The sequence below is a fragment of the Citrobacter enshiensis genome, assembly GCF_029338175.1.
Taxonomy (GTDB): Bacteria; Pseudomonadota; Gammaproteobacteria; order Enterobacterales; family Enterobacteriaceae; genus Citrobacter_D; species Citrobacter_D enshiensis.
In genome coordinates this window covers 3,886,945-3,909,499 of sequence record NZ_CP119862.1, presented here as the reverse complement: position 1 = coordinate 3,909,499, position 22,555 = coordinate 3,886,945, and the positions used below count along the sequence as shown (strand labels likewise).

Sequence of the window (22,555 nt, the reverse complement as noted above, 5' to 3'; positions counted from 1 at the left end):
TTTTAGTATATTTAGACAGGAAGAGTATTTTGACTACTAACACTCATACTCTGCATATTGAAGAGATTTTAGAACTTCTGCCGCACCGTTTTCCGTTTTTGCTGGTTGATCGTGTGCTGGATTTTGAAGAAGGTCGTTTTCTGCGCGCAGTGAAGAATGTCTCCGTTAACGAGCCATTTTTCCAGGGGCATTTCCCTGGCAAACCGATTTTTCCGGGCGTGCTGATTCTGGAAGCGATGGCACAGGCAACAGGTATCCTTGCATTTAAAAGCGTAGGAAAACTGGAGCCGGGTGAGCTGTATTACTTCGCGGGTATTGACGAAGCACGCTTTAAGCGTCCTGTCGTGCCAGGCGATCAGATGATCATGGAAGTCACTTCGAGAAAACACGCCGTGGCCTGACCCGCTTTAAAGGGGTTGCTCTGGTTGACGGTAAAGTCGTTTGCGAAGCAACTATGATGTGTGCCCGTAGCCGGGAGGCCTGATACGTGATTTGATAAATCCGCCTTTATTCATCCTACCGCCATTGTGGAAGAAGGCGCCTCTATTGGCGCTAACGCTCACATTGGTCCTTTTTGTATTGTTGGACCCCATGTAGAAATTGGTGAGGGTACCGTACTGAAGTCTCACGTTGTCGTGAATGGCCATACTAAAATTGGTCGCGATAATGAGATTTATCAGTTCGCCTCTATCGGTGAAGTTAACCAGGATCTGAAATATGCGGGTGAACCGGACCCGTGTGGAAATTGGCGATCGTAACCGCATTCGCGAAAGCGTCACCATTCATCGTGGCACAGTGCAGGGCGGTGGGTTGACGAAGGTGGGCAGCGATAACTTACTGATGATCAATGCCCACGTGGCGCACGATTGTACGATAAGGTAACCGCTGTATTCTGGCCAATAACGCCACCCTTGCGGGTCATGTTTCGCTGGATGATTTTGTCATCATCGGTGGCATGACCGCTGTGCACCAGTTCTGCATTATCGGTGCGCACGTGATGGTTGGCGGTTGTTCTGGCGTTGCTCAGGACGTTCCGCCGTATGTTATTGCTCAGGGCAACCACGCGACGCCGTTTGGCGTCAACATCGAAGGGTTGAAGCGCCGCGGTTTCACCCGCGAAGCGATCACTGCGATCCGCAACGCCTACAAAGCATTGTACCGTAGCGGCAAAACGCTGGAAGAAGCCAAACCGGAAATCGCCGAACTGGCGAAGCAGTACCCGGAAGTTCAGCTATTCAGCGATTTCTTTGCCCGCTCAACGCGCGGTCTGATTCGTTAATGGCTGAGCAGCGCCCTTTAACGATTGCCCTGGTCGCCGGAGAAACCTCCGGCGATATTCTTGGTGCAGGTTTAATCCGTGCTCTCAAATTACGTGTGCCCAACGCCCGTTTTGTGGGGGTTGCTGGCCCGCTGATGCAGGCCGAAGGTTGCGAAGCCTGGTACGAAATGGAAGAGCTGGCGGTGATGGGCATTGTTGAAGTGCTCGGGACGCCTGCGCCGTTTTGCTGCACATTCGAGCCGATCTGACGACGCGTTTTACTGAACTGCAGCCGGATGTCTTTGTTGGCATTGATGCCCCGGATTTTAACATCACCCTTGAGGGCAACCTCAAAAAGCAGGGTATTAAAACCATTCATTACGTCAGTCCGTCCGTCTGGGCGTGGCGACAGAAACGCGTTTTCAAAATAGGCAGATCCACCCATATGGTGCTGGCGTTTCTGCTTTCGAAAAAGCGTTTTACGACAAATTTAATGTACCGTGCCGCTTTATTGGTCACACGATGGCGGATGCCATGCCGCTGGACCCGGATAAAAATGCGGCGCGCGATGTGCTGGGGATCCCTCATGATGCCCATTGCCTCGCATTGTTACCTGGCAGCCGTGCGCGTGAAGTCGAAATGCTCAGTGCTGACTATCCTGAAAACCGCGCAGCTGTTGCGACAGCACTATCCCGATCTTGAAGTCGTGGTGCCGTTGGTCAATGCTAAACGCCGCGAGCAGTTCGAGCGAATCAAAGCTGAAGTGGCACCTGAGCTGTCTGTTCACTTGCTTGATGGGATGGGACGTGAAGCCATGGTGGCGAGCGACGCAGCCCTGCTGGCTTCGGGTACGGCGGCGCTGGAGTGTATGCTGGCGAAATGTCCGATGGTGGTGGGCTATCGCATGAAGCCCTTCACGTTCTGGTTAGCGAAACGACTGGTAAAAACCGACTATGTTTCGCTGCCTAACCTGTTGGCAGGAAGAGAGTTAGTCAAAGAGCTGTTGCAGGAAGAGTGTGAACCGCATGCGTTGGCGGAAGCATTATTGCCCCTGTTGGCAAACGGTAAAACAGCCACGCAATGCACGACACGTTCCCGCACACTGCATCAGCAGATCCGTTGCAATGCCGATGAGCAGGCGGCGGATGCAGTTCTGGAGTTAGCACGATGATTGAATTTGTTTATCCGCATACCCATTTAGTGGCCGGTGTGGGATGAAGTTGGGCGCGGACCGCTGGTCGGCGCGGTCGTTACCGCCGCCGTCATTCTTTGATCCGGCTCGCCCAATTGTAGGGCTCAACGACTCAAAAAAGCTTTCAGAAAGCGCCGCCTGGCGCTTGTATGACGAAATTAAAGAAAAAGCGTTAAGAGCTGGAGCCTGGGACGTGCGGAGCCGCATGAAATCGATGAGCTGGAATATTTTGCACGCGACCATGCTGGCGGATGCAGCGAGGCCGTTGCGGGCCTGCATATTGTGGCCGGAATATGTGCTGATAGGACGGTAATCGCTGTCCGGCGCTGCCGGTGCCCTCTATGGCAGTGGTGAAAGGCGATAGCCGGGTGGCGGAAATAAGTGCCGCATCCATTCTGGCAAAAGTCACGCGAGATGCTGAGATGACCGCGCTGGACGCCGTAATTCCCCAATATGGCTTTGCGCAACACAAAGGTTATCCAACCGCTTTTCATCTGGAGGCGCTTGCTGAACATGGTGCGACGGAGCATCACCGACGCAGCTTTGCTCCTGTCAAACGTGCACTGGGACTTGCGTCCTGATTCTTGCGTCGAGAATAAGTAAACCGGAATCTGAAGATGTCTGAACCACGTTTCGTCCACCTGCGGGTGCACAGCGACTACTCTATGATCGATGGGCTGGCGAAAACCGGACCGCTGGTGAAAAAGGCGGCCGCGTTGGGCATGCCTGCGCTGGCGATCACCGATTTCACAAACCTTTGCGGTCTGGTGAAGTTCTACGGAGCGGGCCACGGCGCGGGGATAAAACCTATCATCGGCGCTGATTTTCACGTTCAGAGCGAGCAGTTGGGCGATGAACTCACCCAACTAACGGTACTGGCGGCGAACAATACGGGTTATCAGAATCTGACGTTGTTGATCTCTAAAGCGTACCAGCGCGGTTATGGCGCAGCCGGGCCGATTATCGATCGTGACTGGCTGGTCGAATTAAAAGAGGGATTGATCCTGCTTTCTGGCGGGCGGATGGGCGATGTAGGACGTTGCCTGCTGCGCGGTAACAGCGCGCTGGCTGACGAATGTGTTGCGTTTTACGAAGAACATTTTCCCGATCGCTACTTCCTTGAGCTGATTCGCACCGGCAGACCCGATGAAGAGACGTACCTGCATGCGGCGGTTGGGCTGGCTGAAACGCGCGGCTTGCCGGTCGTGGCGACAAATGACGTGCGCTTTATCAACAGCGACGATTTTGACGCGCATGAAATTCGCGTCGCCATCCACGATGGCTTTACCCTTGACGATCCAAAGCGTCCACGTAACTATTCGCCGCAGCAATATATGCGTACCGAAGAGGAGATGTGCGAGCTTTTTGCCGACATCCCGGAAGCGCTGGAAAATACCGTTGAGATAGCCAAGCGGTGTAACGTCACGGTGCGCCTGGGCGAATACTTCCTGCCGCAGTTCCCGACCGGAGACATGACCACCGAAGATTATCTGGTCAAAAAATCGAAAGAGGGGGCTGGAAGAGCGTCTTGAGTTCCTGTTCCCCGATCCCGCCGTGCGCGCGGAAAAGCGCCCTGAATACGATGAACGCCTGGATATTGAACTTCAGGTTATCAACAGATGGGGTTCCCGGGTTACTTCCTGATCGTTATGGAATTTATCCAGTGGTCGAAAGATAATGGCGTGCCGGTCGGGCCAGGACGTGGTTCCGGTGCGGGCTCATTGGTGGCCTATGCGCTAAAAATTACCGACCTTGATCCGCTGGAATTTGACCTGCTGTTCGAACGTTTCCTTAACCCGGAACGTTGTCTCCATGCCTGACTTCGACGTTGACTTCTGTATGGAGAAACGCGATCAGGTGATCGAGCACGTGGCGGATATGTATGGTCGCGATGCGGTCTCGCAGATCATTACATTCGGTACGATGGCGGCAAAAGCGGTTATCCGCGATGTCGGCCGGCGTGCTGGGGCATCCGTACGGATTTGTGGATCGAATTTCTAAGCTGGTGGCCTCCCGATCCGGGCATGACGCTGGAAAAAGCGTTTGAAGCCGAACCACAGCTGCCGGAAATTTACGAGGCAGATGAAGAGGTTAAAGCGCTAATTGATATGGCGCGTAAGCTGGAAGGCGTCACACGTAACGCCGGTAAACACGCCGGTGGTGTGGTGATCGCGCCAACCAAAATTACCGATTTTGCACCGCTGTATTGTGATGAACAGGGGCTGCATCCGGTCACCCAGTTTGATAAAAACGACGTGGAATATGCCGGGCTGGTGAAGTTCGACTTCCTTGGCCTGCGTACGCTCACTATCATCAACTGGGCACTGGAGATGATCAACGCCCGCCGCGAGAAAAACGGCGAGCCGCCGCTGGATATCGCCGCGATTCCGTTAGACGACAAGAAAAGCTTCGACATGCTGCAGCGCTCGGAGACCACCGCGGTCTTCCAGCTTGAATCGCGCGGCATGAAAGACCTGATCAAACGTCTACAGCCTGACTGCTTTGAAGATATGATCGCTCTGGTGGCGCTGTTCCGCCCTGGTCCGTTGCAATCAGGGATGGTAGATAACTTTATCGACCGTAAGCACGGCCGCGAAGAGATTTCCTATCCGGATGTTCAATGGCAGCATGAGTGTCTGAAACCGGTTCTGGAGCCAACCTACGGCATCATCCTGTACCAGGAACAGGTGATGCAGATTGCCCAGGAACTCTCTGGCTATACGCTCGGCGGCGCGGATATGCTGCGTCGTGCGATGGGTAAGAAAAAGCCGGAAGAGATGGCCAAGCAGCGCGGTACCTTTGAAGAAGGTGCGAGAAAACGCGGCGTCGACGGCGAACTGGCAATGAAAATCTTTGACCTGGTGGAGAAATTCGCCGGTTACGGGTTTAACAAATCTCACTCCGCGCCCTATGCACTGGTTTCGTACCAAACGCTGTGGCTGAAAGCACACTACCCGGCTGAGTTTATGGCCGCGGTAATGACCGCTGATATGGACAACACCGAGAAGGTGGTTGGCCTGGTGGATGAGTGCTGGCGCATGGGGCTGAAGATCCTGCCGCCGGATATCAACTCCGGACTGTATCATTTCCACGTCAATGATGACGGTGAGATCGTTTACGGTATCGGTGCGATTAAAGGTGTGGGTGAAGGCCCGATTGAAGCTATTATTGAAGCGCGTAACGAAGGCGGCTATTTCCGGGAGCTGTTTGATCTGTGTGCGCGTACGGACACCAAAAAGCTTAACCGCCGGGTGCTGGAAAAGCTGATCATGTCCGGGGCGTTTGACCGCCTTGGGCCGCATCGCGCCGCACTGATGAACGCGTTGGGCGATGCCCTGAAAGCCGCCGATCAGCATGCGAAAGCAGGAAGCATCGGCCAGGCGGATATGTTTGGCGTTCTGGCGGAAGAACCGGAACAAATTGAGCAATCCTACGCCAGCTGCCAGCCATGGCCTGAGCAGGTGGTGTTAGATGGGGAGCGAGAAACGTTAGGTTTGTACCTGACGGGACACCCCATCAACCAGTATTTAAAAGAAATTGAGCGCTATGTCGGAGGCTACAGGCTGAAAGACATGCATCCGACAGAACGTGGTAAAGTCACTACGGCTGCGGGGCTCGTCATTGCCGCAAGGGTTATGGTCACCAAGCGCGGCAATCGTATCGGCATCTGTACCCTGGATGACCGTTCCGGACGTCTGGAAGTGATGTTGTTTACCGATGCTCTGGATAAATACCAGCAATTGCTGGAAAAAGACCGCATACTTATCGTCAGCGGACAGGTCAGCTTTGATGACTTCAGTGGGGGGCTTAAAATGACCGCCCGCGAAGTGATGGATATTGACGAAGCCCGGGAAAAAATATGCTCGCGGGCTTGCTATCTCGCTGACGGACAGGCAAATTGATGACCAGCTTTTAAACCGACTCCGTCAGTCTCTGGAACCCCACCGCTCGGGGACAATTCCAGTACATCTCTACTATCAGAGGGCGGATGCACGTGCGCGGTTGCGCTTTGGCGCGTCGTGGCGTGTCTCTCCGAGCGATCGTTTGCTAAACGATCTCCGTGCCTCATTGGTTCGGAGCAGGTGGAACTGGAGTTTGACTAATACAGGAATACTATGAGTCTGAATTTCCTTGATTTTGAACAGCCGATTGCAGAGCTGGAAGCGAAAATCGATTCTCTGACTGCGGTGAGCCGCCTGGACGAGAAACTGGATATTAACATCGATGAAGAAGTACATCGGTCTGCGTGAAAAAAGCGTAGAGCTGACGCGCAAAATCTTCGCCGATCTTGGCGCATGGCAGGTTGCCCAACTGGCACGCCATCCACAGCGTCCATATACCCTGGATTATGTCCGTCTGGCGTTTGATGAATTTGACGAACTGGCGGGCGATCGCGCTTATGCAGATGATAAAGCTATCGTCGGCGGCATCGCACGTCTGGAAGGTCGTCCAGTGATGATCATTGGTCATCAGAAAGGCCGCGAGACAAAAGAGAAAATCCGTCGTAACTTCGGTATGCCAGCGCCAGAAGGCTACCGTAAGGCGCTACGCCTGATGGAAATGGCCGAGCGTTTTAGCATGCCGATCATTACCTTTATCGACACCCCAGGCGCATACCCTGGCGTCGGTGCGGAAGAGCGCGGTCAGTCTGAAGCCATTGCACGCAATCTGCGTGAAATGTCGCGTCTGAGCGTTCCGGTGATTTGTACCGTTATCGGTGAAGGTGGCTCAGGCGGCGCACTGGCGATTGGCGTGGGTGATAAGGTTAACATGCTGCAGTACAGCACCTATTCCGTTATCTCTCCGGAAGGTTGCGCCTCTATCCTCTGGAAGAGCGCAGACAAAGCACCGCTGGCTGCAGAAGCAATGGGCATCATCGCCCCGCGTCTGAAAGAGCTGAAGCTGATTTGATTCGATCATTCCAGAACCGCTGGGCGGCGCGCATCGCAACCCAGAAACAATGGCGGCTTCTTTGAAAGCGCAATTGCTGTCTGATTTGGCCGATCTCGATGTGTTGAGCAAAGAAGATTTGAAAAACCGTCGTTATCAGCGTCTGATGAGCTACGGTTACGCGTAACTCGCTACTTTTCTGGAAAAGGGCCACTTTCTGTGGCCCTTTTTTTACCTGCGGTTTGACCAGGCTATGATTAGCTAAGGATTTTCCAGGAGGAACGCATGAATATCATTGCCATAATGGGACCGCACGGGGTTTTTTATAAAGACGAGCCGATCAAGGAACTTGAACACTCCCTGCAATCACTGGGGTTCCAGATTATCTGGCCACAAAATAGCGTTGACCTGCTCAAGTTTATCGAACACAACCCACGGATCTGCGGCGTAATTTTTGACTGGGATGAGTACAGCCTCGATCTGTGTAGCGATATAAATCAACTGAACGAATATCTTCCCCTTTACGCGTTTATTAATACGCACTCGACCATGGATGTGAGTGCGCAGGATATGCGTATGGCGCTGTGGTTTTTTGAGTATGCGCTTGGTCAGTCCGACGATATCGCAACGCGCATTCGCCAGTACACTAACGAATACCTGGAAAACATTACGCCGCCGTTTACCCGAGCGCTGTTTACGTATGTGAAAGAGGGGAAGTACACCTTCTGTACGCCAGGCCATATGGCGGGGACGGCATACCAAAAGAGTCCTGTAGGCTGCCTGTTCTATGATTTCTTCGGCGGCAATACGCTGAAAGCCGACGTCTCTATCTCTGTTACCGAGTTAGGATCTTTGCTGGATCATACGGGCCCACATCTGGAAGCTGAAGAATATATTGCCCGCACATTTGGGGCAGAACAGAGTTACATGGTGACGAACGGAACCTCGACATCGAATAAAATTGTCGGGATGTATGCGGCTCCGGCAGGCAGTACGCTGCTTATCGATCGCAACTGCCATAAATCCCTCGCTCACTTGCTGATGATGAGCGATGTGGTCCCCATTTGGTTGAAACCTACGCGAAATGCGCTCGGCATCCTCGGTGGGGATCCCCGACGAGAGTTCACCCGTACGAACATTGAACGCAAAGTGCCGAAACGGCACGGGCGCAGTGGCCGGTGCATGCGGTCATTACCAACTCGACCTACGACGGCTTGCTGTATAACACTAACTGGATTAAGCAAACGCTGGAGGTGCCTTCGATTCATTTTGACTCTGCCTGGGTACCGTACACCCATTTTCATCCGATCTATCAGGGTAAAAGCGGAATGAGCGGTGAGCGGGTACCAGGGAAAGTGATTTTCGAAACGCAATCTACGCACAAGATGTTAGCGGCCTTATCTCAGGCATCCCTCATCCATATTAAAGGTGAGTACGATGAGGACACCTTTAATGAAGCGTTTATGATGCACACCTCAACGTCACCCAGCTATCCCATTGTGGCATCCATCGAGACGGCGGCGGCAATGCTGCGCGGAAACCCGGGCAAGCGGTTAATCAACCGTTCTGTGGAACGCGCGCTCCATTTCCGTAAAGAGGTGCAGCGACTACGGGAAGAATCGGATAGCTGGTTCTTTGATATCTGGCAGCCGGAAGAAGTTGATGACGCGCAGTGCTGGCCCGTCGCGCCAGGGGAAGCGTGGCATGGATTTTCCGATGCCGATAGCGATCACATGTTTCTCGACCCGGTCAAAGTCACGATCCTGACGCCGGGGATGGATGAGCAGGGCACCATGAGCGAGGAAGGGATACCGGCGGCGCTGGTGGCGAAATTCCTTGATGAACGCGGTGTGGTCGTTGAGAAAACAGGACCGTATAACCTGTTGTTCTTGTTTAGCATCGGTATCGATAAAACGCGGGCGATGGGATTGCTGCGTGGTCTGACGGAGTTCAAGCGCTCCTATGATCTTAACCTTCGCGTTAAAAATATGCTGCCGGATCTGTACGCGGAAGATCCCGATTTTTATCGAAATATGCGGATTCAGGATCTGGCTCAGGGGATCCATACCCTGATCCGTCAGCACGATCTTTCTGGCCTGATGCTGCGGGCGTTCGATACATTGCCTGAAGTGAAAATGACGCCTCACGAAGCCTGGCAGCGGCAAATCAAAGGTGAAGTCGAAACTATCGCGATTGATCAACTGGTGGGGCGAATTTCGGCCAATATGGTGTTGCCTTATCACCGGGAGTACCGCTCCTGATGCCGGGGGAAATGATCACTGAAGAGAGCCGGGCAGTGCTCGATTTTCTGTTCATGCTGTGTTCAATCGGCCATCATTATCCTGGGTTCGAAACGGATATTCATGGTGCGAAGCAGGATGACGATGGGGTATACCGTGTGAGAGTCCTAAAAACGGTCTAACCGCTTGCTTTCGCCGGTGTTTGACGGGTAACGTGCTGATAACATGCCTAAAGGAGACGCTATGCTGGGATTAAAACAGGTTCACCATATTGCGATTATCGCGACAAACTATGCCGCCAGTAAGGCATTTTATTGCGATGTGCTGGGATTTACGCTGATGAGCGAAGCGTACAGAGAGGAGCGAGACTCCTGGAAAGGTGACCTGGCGTTAAACGGGCAGTATGTCATTGAACTGTTTTCGTTTCCCTTCCCGCCAGCGCGCCCCAGTCGACCAGAAGCCTGTGGCTTGCGTCATCTTGCCTTTAGCGTGGATGATGTGGAAAAAGCCATTGCGCATCTGGAGGAAAACGGCGTGAAATGCGAGCCAGTGCGTATTGATCCGTTTACCCACAAACGTTTTACCTTTTTTAATGATCCTGACGGGTTGCCGCTTGAGTTGTACGAGCAGTAAGACTTGTCATTACGGCTTCTGCCCGGTAACGTGCCGGGCAACGCCACAGTAAGTAAGCATCATGATGACACTCACCCTGAACACTTCACTCCTGACCTGCCGCCAGATTCTGGTGGCTTTTAGCGGTGGTCTGGATTCCACAGTGCTTCTGCATCAACTGGTGCAGTGGCGGCAACAGAGCCCAGGTCTCACTCTGCGCGCGATTCATGTTCATCATGGACTCAGTCCCCATGCCGACAGCTGGGTGGCACACTGTGAAGCAGTTTGCCAGCAATGGCAGGTGCCGCTGGTGGTTGAACGCGTCCAGCTTCAGGATGAAGGGCTAGGGATTGAGGCGCAGGCTCGCCGCGCGCGATATGACGCTTTTGCCCGGACATTACTGCCCGGTGAAGTGCTGGTGACCGCCCAACACCTCGACGACCAGTGCGAAACCTTTCTGCTGGCGCTTAAACGCGGCAGCGGCCCGGCAGGTCTTTCGTCGATGGGGGAACGTTCGTCGTTTGCTGGTTCGTCTCTTATTCGTCCGCTGCTGATGGAAACGCGTGGCGCGCTTGAACAGTGGGCGCAAGCGCATGAGCTGCGCTGGATTGAAGATGAAAGCAATCAGGATGATGCCTACGATCGTAATTTTTTACGGCTGCGCATCATTCCGCTCCTGCAACAACGCTGGCCGCACTTTGCCGGGGCGACAGCCCGTAGCGCGGCATTGTGCGCTGAGCAGGAGAGCCTGCTGGATGAGTTGTTAGCTGACGAGGTCGCTGACTGCACCACGCCGCAGGGCTCGCTACAACTGGAACCGCTCATGGCGATGAGCGATGCCCGACGAGCTGCAATATTACGTCGTTGGCTGGCGGGGCAGAATGGCGCCGATGCCCTCGCGTGACGGGCTGGAGCGAATCTGGCAGGAAGCGGCGCTGGCGCGTGAGGATGCGTCCCCGTGTTTGCGTTTTGGCGAGTATGAAATCCGTCGTTACCAGTCACAACTGTGGTGGGTTAAATCCATTGCAGGGCAAAGTGATACGGTTCTGAGCTGGTTGTCGTGGCAAACGCCGCTGGAATTACCCGCCGGGCTGGGGAGTATAGCGTTGCTCCCTGGCGGCGATCTCCGCGCACCGCACGCTGGTGAGGCGGTTACTGTGCGCTTCAAAGCCCCGGGCCTGCTGCACATTGTGGGACGCAACGGTGGACGCAAGTTGAAGAAAATCTGGCAGGAGCTGGGCGTTCCCTCCTGGCGACGGGATACAACGCCGATGCTGTTTTACGGCGAAATGCTGATTGCGGCTGCTGGAGTATTTGTGACGCGTGAGGGGTTTGCAGAGGGTGAATCGGGGGTGAAATTGGTGTGGAATAAGAGCATCTGAAATGCCTGATGACGCTGCGCTTATCAGGCCTACATATCGCATGGAGAGTAGGCCGGATAAGGTGCTTGCACCGCCATCCGGCAACACATATTCAGGATTCGCTGACCACCACGGTTCCAATTTGTGGGTGGCTGAAGCTGGAAATTTTGTCGAGACGTAGCTCACGCGTTTCGCCTGAGACATCTGCAACCAGGTATTCCACATTTTTACGAGAGACCAGATCGTTGGCTTTTGCCTGCAGAACTTCGCCATCTTTCAGCGTCAGCGTCAGTATTAAATGATGCTGGCAGGCGAGCTCGAGATTGTCGTAGTCATCGCAATTGATGGGTTGATATGTTTCATTCATTGACATAATCGCTCACCAGTAAGTTCGCGGCAGCATAGGCCGCCTTTTCCCTGACCGACTCTGAAATGGCGCTGTCTTCCGCCACTTCATTAAGCACTTTTAATACGCAACCCAGCGCATCCGGGATATACCCTAAGTCTCCGCTGGCGATTTCCGCGTACCGCTTGCGTATTAACTCACAATATTTTTCCACATGCCCTCCTGTCAGCATTCTGACTTAACCGTGGATGCAAGTCTAAGCCTACGAAGATAAACTCTGTTTAGCAAGGTGACTATACCATACTCATTCAAGCAATATCAGCGTCTTGATAGCGGAGACATAAGGCATCCGTTAACAGCCTTTTGGCGCCGATTTCGTTACAATGTGCGCCTGATTCGAAAGGAGCTCTCTCATGGCGCTTAAAGCGACAATTTATAAAGCTGTTGTCAATGTGGCGGACCTGGATCGCAACCAGTTCCTTGATGCGACATTAACGCTGGCGCGTCACCCCTCTGAAACGCAGGAGCGCATGATGCTGCGCTTGTTGGCGTGGATTAAATATGCCGACGAACGGCTACAGTTTACGCGCGGCCTGAGTGCGGAAGATGAGCCTGAAGCGTGGCTGCGTAACGATCACCTCGGTGTTGATCTGTGGATTGAGCTTGGACTCCCCGATGAGCGCCGTGTCAAGAAAGCCTGTACTCAGGCCGCAGAGGTCGCGCTGTTTACTTACAATAGCCGCGCTGCACAAATCTGGTGGCAACAAAACCAGAGTAAGTGCGCGCAGTTCTCTAACTTGTCCGTGTGGTATCTGGATGATGAACAGCTAGCGCAACTGAGCGATTTTGCCGGTCGTACCATGACATTGCAGGCGACCATACAAGATGGTGCTATCTGGCTGTCGGATGCTCAGAATAATCTGGAAATTCATCTGACTGCGTGGCAACAGGCTTCATGATCGTTATCTCCCGAAACGTCTCTATTCCCGACAATGAGCTGGAGATCACGGCGATTCGTGCTCAGGGAGCGGGTGGGCAGCACGTTAATAAGACGTCGACGGCTATCCATTTGCGTTTTGACATTCGGGCCTCCGGGCTGCCAGAGTATTATAAGGAACGCCTGTTTAAGCGCCAGTCACCATCTGATTAGTCAGGAGGGTGTCATTATTATCAAGGCGCAGGAATACCGCAGCCAGGAGCTAAATCGGGAAGCCGCAATTGCCCGGTTAGTGGCGGTCATAAAAGAATTAACCGCAGTACAGAAAAGCCGTCTGGGCGACGCGACCCTGGGCGCGCTGCAAAGGAGCGTCGGTTGTCGTCGAAGGCGCAAAAGTCTTCAGTGAAAGCGCTACGCGGTAAAGTTCGCCATTCTCAGGATTGACGAGCGAGATTGAAAATTTTTATAAGGAATTCATGGTGAAAACAGCGATTTTGTCCGTCGTGGCAGCCTGTACACTCTTTTCATTAATGGGGTGTAATAATCGTCACGACGTGGAGGCGTTACAGCCCGCACAGGCAGCAGAATTAAAACCAATGCAGCAAAGCTGGCGCGGTGTATTGCCCTGCGCGGATTGCGAAGGTATTGAAACGTCTCTGTTTCTTGAAAAAGACGGAACATGGGTGATGAACGAACGCTATCAGGGCGTGCGTAAAGAGCCGTCATCATTTGCTTCATACGGCACATGGGCACGTACCGCTGATAAGCTGGTGCTGACGGACAGTAAAGGCGAGAAGTCTTACTATCGCGCGAAAGGCGATGCCTTGGAGATGCTCGATCGTGAAGGTAATCCGATTGAGTCGCAGTTCAACTACACGCTTGAGTTTGTGTCTGCCAGTCTGCCGGTAACGCCAATGCCCATGCGCGGCATGTATTTCTATATGGCTGACGCGGCGACCTTTACCGATTGTGCAACCGGAAAACGGATGCCGGTAGCGAATAATGCCCAACTGGAACGAGACTATTTATCGGCGCGTGGGGAAACGGGCAAACCCGTTCTACTGACGGTTGAAGGTCACTTTACGCTGGAAGCCAATCCGGATACGGGTGAGAAGGTAAAAACACTGATGGCGGATAAAGCGATGAAATTTATTCCTGGTCAGGATTGCGGCAGTAAATAACGCGTGACCCCTTGCTAATAACGATAGAAAAAACCCCGCACTTGCGGGGTTTTTTTATGGCTTAACCTTTAATGGCTTTCACCAGATAGTTAAGAATGTCACCGGTTTTGATCAGCTGCTTCTCGCCGTTACGACGATATTTATATTCGATATCGTCGTTGTCGAGGTTACGGTCGCCCAGCACGATGGTGTGCGGAATACCAATCAGCTCCATGTCGGCGAACATCACGCCCGGACGCTCTTTACGGTCGTCCATCAGCACTTCGATACCTTGCGCACGCAGCTCTGCGTACAGCTTCTCGGCCAGCTCCTGCACGCGGTAGGATTTGTGCATGTTCATTGGCAGAATCGCGACCTGGAACGGGGCGATGGCGTCAGGCCATACGATGCCGCGATCGTCGTAATTCTGCTCAATCGCCGCCGCCACAACGCGAGTGACCCCGATACCGTAGCAACCCATGGTCAGGATCTGGTTACGGCCATCTTCGCCCTGCACGGCCGCTTTCATTGCTTCAGAGTACTTCGTACCCAACTGGAAGATGTGGCCGACTTCGATACCGCGTTTAATCAGCAGCGTGCCTTTACCGTCCGGGCTTGGATCGCCAGCGACCACGTTACGGATGTCCGCGACTTCCGGGGTCGCAACGTCGCGATCCCAGTTGATGCCGAAGTAGTGTTTACCGTCGATGTTCGCGCCTGCGCCGAAGTCGCTCATCGCAGCCACGGTACGGTCAATAACCATCGGAATCGGCATGTTCACCGGACCGAGAGAACCCGGACCTGCTTTCACCACGGCACGAATTTCTTCTTCGGTCGCGAAGGTCAGCGGGCTGGCAACCTGCGGAAGTTTTTCTGCTTTTACTTCGTTCAGCTCGTGGTCGCCACGAACCAGCAGCGCAACCAGCGGGTAAGCGCTTCCTTCCACTGCTTTTACCAGCAGGGTTTTCACGGTTTTTTCGATCGGCAGATTGAACTGTTCAACCAGTTCAGCGATGGTTTTCGCGTTCGGCGTATCAACCAGCGTCATCTCCTGAGTCGCCGCAGCGCGTGGCTCTTTCGGCGCGACGGCTTCAGCGAATTCGATGTTTGCTGCGTAGTCAGAAGAGTCAGAGAAGATCACATCATCTTCGCCGCTCTGCGCCAGCACCTGGAATTCATGGGATGCGCTACCGCCGATAGAACCGGTGTCAGCCTGCACAGCACGGAAATCCAGACCCATACGGCTGAAGATTTTGCTGTAAGCCGCGTACATGGCGTCCGTAGGTTTCCTGCAGGGATTCCTGAGATGTATGGAAAGAGTAAGCATCTTTCATCAGGAATTCGCGGAGAACGCATCACGCCGAAACGCGGGCGAACTTCGTCACGGAATTTGGTCTGGATCTGGTAGAAGTTCAGCGGCAGCTGTTTGTAAGAACTCAGTTCGTTACGAATCAGGTCGGTGATCACTTCTTCGTGAGTCGGACCGAGTACGAACGGACGATCGCCACGGTCTGCAATACGCAGCAGTTCCGGGCCATACTGTTCCCAACGACCACTCTCTTGCCACAGTTCAGATGGCTGAACAACCGGCATTAACACCTCGATGGCACCGGCGTTGTTCATCTCTTCACGCACGATATTTTCGACTTTTTTCAGGACGCGCACGCCGGTCGGCAGCCAGGTGTATAACCCGGAGGCCAGCTTGCGGATCATCCCGGCGCGCAGCATCAGCTGGTGGCTGATAACCTCGGCGTCGGCAGGTGTCTCCTTCAGAGTGGAGAGCAGGTATTGGCTAGTACGCATGTTGTTACGGTTCCAGTTGAACGATCGAACAGGCTCCAACGCGAGCCTGACACAAAAAAAGTGATTTACCCGTCATACTTCAAGTTGCATGTGCGTTGGCTTTCCTCGTTCACCCCAGTCACGTACCGGTGTACGCTCCAGGGGATTCACTGCGTCGCTAACTTGCTGCAACTCGAATTATTTAGGGGCTAGTTTACCAGCGAGAAAGGGATGTCAAAAGAGAAGGCCGCGAAATTACCGTGGTTCCAGCGCAAAGACTTCAAAACCCTCTTCAGTGACGCGCCAGCGCACGTTTGAAATCGTGTAGCCACACGGCGTAAGTTTTGCCCGTCTCTTCACCCTTACGATAGGCAGGGCCGCGGATCCTGCGCCAGCACTTCACGAATAAACGCTTTTAAGTGCGGATAACGCTTTTCGTGTGACAGAAGTTGCTGCTCAATCTCGGCAGTAAAGCTGACCTTTCATTTCGGCTATGGGCGCATGTTGCGCATAGCTGGCTGTGGCATCCGGCAGCGCCTCAGCAAACGGCAGGTAGGGCTTGATGTCGATGACTGGCGTCCCGTCCACCAGGTCCAGACTGCCTAATCTCAGGATGACGTTGTCTTTCTGGCAATGAATTCCTTTTAGCTCGACCAGCGACATCCCGATGGGATTCGGACGAAAAGTGGAACGCGTGGCGAAAACACCCATTCTGGCGTTGCCGCCCAGGCGAGGTGGCCGCACTGTGGGGCGCCATCCACCTTCCATTGTCTGGTGAAAGACAAAAAATTACCCACAAATGGCTAAACGCTTCCAGGCCGCGAACAGCATCGGCCTGGTTATAAGGTGCGAGCAAATGCAGTTCGCCGTTGGCGCTTTTCACCAGACCCGGCTGGCGCGGAACAGCGAACTTTTCTTTATAAGGAGAGCGGATAACGCCTATTTGCTCGAACTGAAAATGGCTCATTTAGACGAAATGTTCAGGCCGAACCAATACAAACCGCCTGACGGTAGCAACCTGGCGTACCGCTGGTGACTTCGCAGCTGTGCTGCAGTACCGCATTAGCTTTCATTTTAGATGCGTTAATCTGCATGCGTTTGCGTGCGGTTGGAATGCTCGGAGGGGAGTCCTGATTTGATGCCTGGCAGGATTCTCCGCTGACTTCGCCAAGATCGCGGAACGGTTTACCCACTAAATCTTCAGCATTGGTAATAATTCTGACCGGTGTCGCGCGCGGTGCTTTTGGTTTTTCCGGCTCCGCTTTAGGCGGGGTTGCGGTGCTTTTGAACGGGTTCAACAGGGGATCTGCTTAACATAGAACAGCCGCTCAGCATGAGTGCTACTAAACAGATCGGTAAAGCACGCATAATATTTCCTCAATGAATGATCTAATTGTCAGATATTGAATCAGTTGCCTGCATAAATGACAAGACGGGCTTTCGCCCGTCCTGAATAATATTACAGATTGTGCAAACAGCCTAAAAATTACCAGCCTTTAACCGCGCCGCCATTGAAGACTTTATTTGCTGCTTCGTAGACTTCGTCAGACTGGTAAGCCTGAACGAATTTCTTCACGTTTTCAGCATCTTTGTTATCTTCGCGAGTGACGACCAGGTTAACGTACGGGGAGTCCTTGTCTTCAACAAAGATACCGTCTTTTGCTGGGGTCAGGTAGATCTGACTTGCATAGGTCGTATTGATCACTGCCAGTGCAATCTGTGCATCGTCCAGAGAACGCGGCAGCTGTGGCGCTTCCAGCTCAACCAGTTTCAGGTTTTTCGGGTTTTCGGTAACGTCCAGCGCCGTCGGCAACAGGCCAACACCCTCTTTCAGCTTGATCAAGCCCACTTTTTTGCAGCAGCAGCAGGGAACGACCAAGGTTAGTCGGGTCATTCTGGGATAGCAACCTGTGAACCATCCTGCAGCTCATCCAGCGATTTGATTTTTTTGGAGTAGCCTGCAATCGGGTAAACGAATGTGTTGCCTACTGCCACCAGTTTGTAGCCACGATCTTTGATCTGCTGATCCAGATAAGGTTTATGCTGGAACGCGTTAGCATCGATATCACCTTTGCTCAGCGCTTCGTTTGGCAGAACGTAGTCGTTGAACGTGACCAGCTCAACATCCAGACCGTATTTTTCTTTTGCCACTTTCTGGGCCACTTCAGCTACTTGTTGTTCCGCGCCGACAATCACGCCCACTTTGATGTGGTTCGGATCTTTTTCATCCTGACCGCAACCCACAAGTGCCAGAGATCCGATCAAGGCTCCTACTGCCGCAAAGGTTTTGAATTTGAACGCCATGCTTATTTCCTTTTCTTAATGAGTTTTTTGTGTTGTGTGCAACGTTACTTGTGCGTGACAGTCCGGACGATGCGATCGCCGGATAACTGAATTAAATAAACCAGAACCACCAGTAATACCAGCACCGTATTCATCACGGTAGCATTGTATCCAATATAACCGTACTGATAGCCAATCTGCCCAAGGCCACCTGCGCCGACTGCACCGCCCATTGCCGAGTAGCCGACCAGCGTAATCAGCGTAATCGTCGCCGCATTCACCAGGCCCGGTAACGCTTCAGGCAGTAACACTTTACGCACGATCTGCAAGGGCGTAGCGCCCATTGCACGCGAGGCTTCAATCAGCCCGGCAGGGATTTCCAGCAGGGCGTTTTCTACCATACGTGCGATGAACGGCGCGGCGCCAACCGTCAGCGGTACAATGGCCGCCTGCAGACCGATTGAGGTGCCAACAATCATTCTCGTGAATGGAATCATCCACACTAATAAGATAATGAAAGGGATGGAACGGAAAATATTGACCAGCGCAGAAAGCGTACGGTAAAGCTTTGCGTTCTCAATAATTTGCCCTGGACGTGTGACATACAGCAGCACACCTACTGGCAGTCCAATGACAAAACCAAAAAAGGCCGACACAAAAGTCATCGCCAGCGTTTCCCATACTCCACGCACCAGCAACCATATCATCGGCTCAGACATAACCCAGTACCTCTACTTTTACATGGTGTTGCTGCAGCCAGGCAATGGCGGCTTGCGTTTCTTCTTGCGTACCGTGCATTTCCGTCAGCATGATGCCGAACTTCACACCGCCTGCGTAATCCATCTGCGCACTAATAATGTTGTTATTCACGTTGAAGCGGCGGCGGCCGTCTCTGAGAGCAGAGGGGCATCAACCGACTGACCGGTAAACTCCATACGCAGCATTGGGACGCTGTCTGCATGCGGCTCGGGTTTTAAACGCTCCAGATAATCTTCCGGAATATCCAGATGCAGGGTGGACTGAATAAATTTCTGCGCCAGCGGGGTTTTCGGGTGTGAAAACACTTCGCTCACCGTGTCCTGTTCAATCAGCTCGCCGTTACTGATCACCGCAACGCAGTCACAGATACGCTTAACCACGTCCATTTCATGCGTAATAAGAAGAATAGTCAGACCGAGACGACGGTTAATGTCTTTCAATAACTCCAGAATGGAGCGCGTCGTCGCGGATCCAGTGCGCTGGTGGCTTCATCGCACAGTAAAACTTTCGGATTGCTGGCCAGTGCGCGGGCAATCGCGACACGTTGCTTTTGACCGCCGGAGAGATTGGCCGGGTAGCTGTCATGTTTATCACTGAGTCCAACCAGATCTAACAGTTCTGACACCCGACGCTTAATCTCGTCTTTCTGCGTATTGTCCAGTTCCAGCGGCAGAGCGACGTTACCAAATACGGTACGTGAAGATAACAGGTTAAAATGCTGGAAAATCATGCCTATCTGGCGACGGATTTTGTCAGCTCAGATTCTGACAGCGTAGTCAGTTCCTGGCCGCCAACCTGAACACTGCCCTCGGTTGGACGCTCAAGCAGGTTAACACAGCGAATTAATGTACTTTTACCCGCACCGGAGGCGCCATAACGCCATAAATTTGCCCGGCAGGGACATGCAGGCTGACATTATTCAGAGCCTGAATGGTGCGAGTCCCCTGTTGGAACACTTTGGTGATATTCGAAAGTTTAATCATTGATTATTTATTATCGTAATTAAGTTAGCCGTGGCATTTTCTTCTGCCTGATACGGTCGAAGCCGTCAACAGATGGATGTTAAGGCATCCAGACGTCTAAATCAATCCGGCTTTCGACGATGAGCACTTTCTTGCTTGCGGAAACATGCGATACTAGCGGCATATACCTTATTCAGGAGTAAACCGGTGGCAAAATCAGTACCTGCAATTTTTCTCGACCGCGATGGCACAATCAATGTGGATCATGGCTACGTACATGAAATAGACGAGTTTGAGTTTATCGATGGCGTTATCGACGCAATGCGTGAACTTAAGAAGATGGGTTATGCGCTTGTGGTTGTCACCAACCAGTCGGGTATTGCACGCGGTAAGTTTACCGAAGCGCAGTTTGAAACGTTAACTGAATGGATGGACTGGTCTCTGGCCGACCGGGATGTTGAACTGGACGGTATCTATTATTGTCCGCATCACCCGCAGGGGAGTGTAGAACGAGTTCCGCCAGGTCTGCGACTGCCGTAAACCGCATCCAGGTATGTTTATCTCCGCTCGTGATTTCCTGCACATCGATATGGCTGCTTCTTATATGGTCGGCGATAAAGTAGAAGACATGCAGGCAGCGGCTGCAGCTAATGTAGGGACAAAAGTTTTGGTGCGTACAGGTAAACCTGTCACCCCTGAAGCGGAAAATGCAGCAGATTGGGTGATAAATAGCCTTGCAGACCTGCCTCAGGCCATCAAAAAGCAGCAAAAATAGGCGTTATGGTGAAAAGGTGAACGGTTGACGTTTTTTTTCTATTTTTGACTTGTCAGCCCGAAATAACTCCCTATAATGCGCCTCCATCGACACGGCGGATGTGAATCACTTCACACAAACAGCCGGTTCGGTTGAAGAGAAAAATCCTGAAAATCAGGGTTGACTCTGAAAGAGGAAAGCGTAATATACGCCACCTCGCGACAGAGCGCTGAAGCGCGTCGCACTGCTCTTTAACAATTTATCAGACAATCTGTGTGGGCACTCGAAGATACGGATTCTTACGTCGCAAGACGAAAAATGAATACCAAGTCTCAAGAGTGAACATACGTAATTCATTACGAAGTTTAATTCTTTGAGCATCAAACTTAAATTGAAGAGTTTGATCATGGCTCAGATTGAACGCTGGCGGCAGGCCTAACACATGCAAGTCGAACGGTAGCACAGAGAAGCTTGCTTCTTGGGTGACGAGTGGCGGACGGGTGAGTAATGTCTGGGAAACTGCCCGATGGAGGGGGATAACTACTGGAAACGGTAGCTAATACCGCATAATGTCGCAAGACCAAAGAGGGGGACCTTCGGGCCTCTTGCCATCGGATGTGCCCAGATGGGATTAGCTAGTAGGTGGGGTAACGGCTCACCTAGGCGACCGATCCCTAGCTGGTCTGAGAGGATGACCAGCCACACTGGAACTGAGACACGGTCCAGACTCCTACGGGAGGCAGCAGTGGGGAATATTGCACAATGGGCGCAAGCCTGATGCAGCCATGCCGCGTGTATGAAGAAGGCCTTCGGGTTGTAAAGTACTTTCAGCGGGGAGGAAGGCGATACGGTTAATAACCGTGTCGATTGACGTTACCCGCAGAAGAAGCACCGGCTAACTCCGTGCCAGCAGCCGCGGTAATACGGAGGGTGCAAGCGTTAATCGGAATTACTGGGCGTAAAGCGCACGCAGGCGGTCTGTCAAGTCGGATGTGAAATCCCCGGGCTCAACCTGGGAACTGCATCCGAAACTGGCAGGCTAGAGTCTTGTAGAGGGGGGTAGAATTCCAGGTGTAGCGGTGAAATGCGTAGAGATCTGGAGGAATACCGGTGGGCGAAGGCGGCCCCCTGGACAAAGACTGACGCTCAGGTGCGAAAGCGTGGGGAGCAAACAGGATTAGATACCCTGGTAGTCCACGCCGTAAACGATGTCGACTTGGAGGTTGTTCCCTTGAGGAGTGGCTTCCGGAGCTAACGCGTTAAGTCGACCGCCTGGGGAGTACGGCCGCAAGGTTAAAACTCAAATGAATTGACGGGGGCCCGCACAAGCGGTGGAGCATGTGGTTTTAATTCGATGCAACGCGAAGAACCTTACCCTACTCTTGACATCCACGGAATTTAGCAGAGATGCTTTAGTGCCTTCGGAACCGTGAGACAGGTGCTGCATGGCTGTCGTCAGCTCGTGTTGTGAAATGTTGGGTTAAGTCCCGCAACGAGCGCAACCCTTATCCTTTGTTGCCAGCGGTTCGGCCGGGAACTCAAAGGAGACTGCCAGTGATAAACTGGAGGAAGGTGGGGATGACGTCAAGTCATCATGGCCCTTACGAGTAGGGCTACACACGTGCTACAATGGCATATACAAGAGAAGCGACCCTCGCGAGAGCAAGCGGACCTCATAAAGTATGTCGTAGTCCGGATCGGAGTCTGCAACTCGACTCCGTGAAGTCGGAATCGCTAGTAATCGTGGATCAGAATGCCACGGTGAATACGTTCCCGGGCCTTGTACACACCGCCCGTCACACCATGGGAGTGGGTTGCAAAAGAAGTAGGTAGCTTAACCTTCGGGAGGGCGCTTACCACTTTGTGATTCATGACTGGGGTGAAGTCGTAACAAGGTACCGTAGGGGAACCTGCGGTTGGATCACCTCCTTACCTTAAAGAACCTGCCTTTGTAGTGCTCACACAGATTGTCTGATGAAAAGTAAATTAAGCAAGGCGTCTTGCGATTGAGACTTAAGT

General features: G+C 52.8%; 8 protein-coding genes, 1 rRNA gene and 14 pseudogenes. 15 read left to right on the top strand and 8 right to left on the bottom strand.

Annotation, left to right across the window (positions count from 1 at the left end):
- The first annotated feature begins 29 nt into the window (after window positions 1–29).
- The 10 genes and pseudogenes from fabZ to tilS all read left to right on the top strand — a co-directional run bounded on the left by fabZ (window position 30) and on the right by tilS (window position 11,574).
- Window positions 30–484, top strand: a pseudogene (gene fabZ / locus P2W74_RS18650) (3-hydroxyacyl-ACP dehydratase FabZ).
- 25 nt (window positions 485–509) lie between these two features.
- Window positions 510–1,279: pseudogene (gene lpxA / locus P2W74_RS18645) on the top strand (acyl-ACP--UDP-N-acetylglucosamine O-acyltransferase).
- Entirely contained in the window at window positions 1,279–1,527 is a 249-nt protein-coding gene (locus P2W74_RS18640; RefSeq protein WP_276292781.1) for a hypothetical protein, read from the top strand. Before lpxA ends, P2W74_RS18640 begins: the two are co-directional and overlap by 1 nt.
- A complete protein-coding gene (gene lpxB, locus P2W74_RS18635) occupies window positions 1,503–2,429 on the top strand; it encodes a lipid-A-disaccharide synthase (protein WP_276292780.1) in 927 nt (308 codons plus the stop codon). Before P2W74_RS18640 ends, lpxB begins: the two co-directional genes overlap by 25 nt.
- Window positions 2,426–3,031, top strand: a pseudogene (gene rnhB / locus P2W74_RS18630) (ribonuclease HII). The gene lpxB and the pseudogene rnhB overlap by 4 nt, the downstream one beginning before the upstream one ends.
- Window positions 3,032–3,067: 36 nt before the next feature.
- Window positions 3,068–6,553: pseudogene (gene dnaE, locus P2W74_RS18625) on the top strand (DNA polymerase III subunit alpha).
- A 12-nt stretch (window positions 6,554–6,565) separates the two neighbouring features.
- A pseudogene (gene accA, locus P2W74_RS18620) lies at window positions 6,566–7,527 on the top strand (acetyl-CoA carboxylase carboxyl transferase subunit alpha).
- Window positions 7,528–7,625: 98 nt separating this feature from the next.
- Window positions 7,626–9,762: pseudogene (gene ldcC / locus P2W74_RS18615) on the top strand (lysine decarboxylase LdcC).
- A 61-nt stretch (window positions 9,763–9,823) separates the two neighbouring features.
- A complete protein-coding gene (locus tag P2W74_RS18610; RefSeq protein ID WP_271442933.1) occupies window positions 9,824–10,213 on the top strand; it encodes a VOC family protein in 390 nt (129 codons plus the stop codon).
- Between the two features lie 64 nt (window positions 10,214–10,277).
- Window positions 10,278–11,574 (top strand): annotated as a pseudogene (gene tilS, locus P2W74_RS18605) (tRNA lysidine(34) synthetase TilS).
- Window positions 11,575–11,665: 91 nt separating this feature from the next.
- Here tilS and rof read toward each other — a convergent pair.
- Together rof and P2W74_RS18595 are read right to left on the bottom strand one after the other, a co-directional pair.
- On the bottom strand, window positions 11,666–11,926 hold the full coding sequence (rof, locus tag P2W74_RS18600; protein WP_276292779.1) for a Rho-binding antiterminator: 261 nt from the start codon (window positions 11,924–11,926) through the stop codon (window positions 11,666–11,668).
- Entirely contained in the window at window positions 11,913–12,113 is a 201-nt protein-coding gene (locus tag P2W74_RS18595; protein ID WP_203358855.1) for a YaeP family protein, read from the bottom strand. The genes rof and P2W74_RS18595 overlap by 14 nt, the downstream gene beginning before the upstream one ends.
- A gap of 199 nt (window positions 12,114–12,312) precedes the next feature.
- On the opposite strand from P2W74_RS18595, the gene P2W74_RS18590 reads away from it, so the two are divergent.
- The 3 genes and pseudogenes from P2W74_RS18590 (at window position 12,313) to nlpE (ending at window position 14,017) form a co-directional block, all read left to right on the top strand.
- Complete coding sequence (locus P2W74_RS18590) at window positions 12,313–12,858, top strand: YaeQ family protein (RefSeq protein WP_276292778.1); 546 nt, start codon at window positions 12,313–12,315, stop codon at window positions 12,856–12,858.
- Window positions 12,855–13,280: pseudogene (arfB, locus tag P2W74_RS18585) on the top strand (alternative ribosome rescue aminoacyl-tRNA hydrolase ArfB). The gene P2W74_RS18590 and the pseudogene arfB overlap by 4 nt, the downstream one beginning before the upstream one ends.
- Before the next feature lie 32 nt (window positions 13,281–13,312).
- A complete protein-coding gene (gene nlpE / locus P2W74_RS18580; protein WP_276292777.1) occupies window positions 13,313–14,017 on the top strand; it encodes an envelope stress response activation lipoprotein NlpE in 705 nt (234 codons plus the stop codon).
- A 61-nt stretch (window positions 14,018–14,078) separates the two neighbouring features.
- Here nlpE and proS read toward each other — a convergent pair.
- The 6 genes and pseudogenes from proS to metN form a co-directional block, all read right to left on the bottom strand.
- Window positions 14,079–15,799: pseudogene (proS, locus tag P2W74_RS18575) on the bottom strand (proline--tRNA ligase).
- 234 nt (window positions 15,800–16,033) lie between these two features.
- Window positions 16,034–16,745, bottom strand: a pseudogene (gene tsaA, locus P2W74_RS18570) (tRNA (N6-threonylcarbamoyladenosine(37)-N6)-methyltransferase TrmO).
- Window positions 16,746–16,758: 13 nt separating this feature from the next.
- Window positions 16,759–17,146: pseudogene (gene rcsF, locus P2W74_RS18565) on the bottom strand (Rcs stress response system protein RcsF).
- 118 nt (window positions 17,147–17,264) lie between these two features.
- Window positions 17,265–18,082 (bottom strand): annotated as a pseudogene (gene metQ, locus P2W74_RS18560) (methionine ABC transporter substrate-binding lipoprotein MetQ).
- Window positions 18,083–18,126: 44 nt separating this feature from the next.
- The gene (locus tag P2W74_RS18555) at window positions 18,127–18,780 is read right to left on the bottom strand and encodes a methionine ABC transporter permease MetI (RefSeq protein WP_276292776.1); all 654 of its coding nucleotides are present in this window, start codon (window positions 18,778–18,780) and stop codon (window positions 18,127–18,129) included.
- Window positions 18,773–19,803: pseudogene (metN, locus tag P2W74_RS18550) on the bottom strand (methionine ABC transporter ATP-binding protein MetN). The gene P2W74_RS18555 and the pseudogene metN overlap by 8 nt, the downstream one beginning before the upstream one ends.
- 186 nt (window positions 19,804–19,989) lie before the next feature.
- Between metN and gmhB the strand changes: the two are divergent.
- Together gmhB and P2W74_RS18540 are read left to right on the top strand one after the other, a co-directional pair.
- Window positions 19,990–20,557, top strand: a pseudogene (gene gmhB / locus P2W74_RS18545) (D-glycero-beta-D-manno-heptose 1,7-bisphosphate 7-phosphatase).
- Between the two features lie 367 nt (window positions 20,558–20,924).
- Window positions 20,925–22,468: ribosomal RNA gene (locus P2W74_RS18540) — 16S ribosomal RNA — on the top strand.
- Window positions 22,469–22,555 lie beyond the last annotated feature (87 nt).

Coding starts and splice junctions, on each gene's coding strand:
- P2W74_RS18640 (WP_276292781.1), top strand. CDS start 1,279: ATGGCTGAGCAGCGCCCTTTAACGATTGCCCTGGTCGCCGGAGAAACC.
- P2W74_RS18610 (WP_271442933.1), top strand. CDS start 9,824: ATGCTGGGATTAAAACAGGTTCACCATATTGCGATTATCGCGACAAAC.
- rof (WP_276292779.1), bottom strand. CDS start 11,926: ATGTCAATGAATGAAACATATCAACCCATCAATTGCGATGACTACGAC.
- P2W74_RS18590 (WP_276292778.1), top strand. CDS start 12,313: ATGGCGCTTAAAGCGACAATTTATAAAGCTGTTGTCAATGTGGCGGAC.
- nlpE (WP_276292777.1), top strand. CDS start 13,313: ATGGTGAAAACAGCGATTTTGTCCGTCGTGGCAGCCTGTACACTCTTT.
- P2W74_RS18555 (WP_276292776.1), bottom strand. CDS start 18,780: ATGTCTGAGCCGATGATATGGTTGCTGGTGCGTGGAGTATGGGAAACG.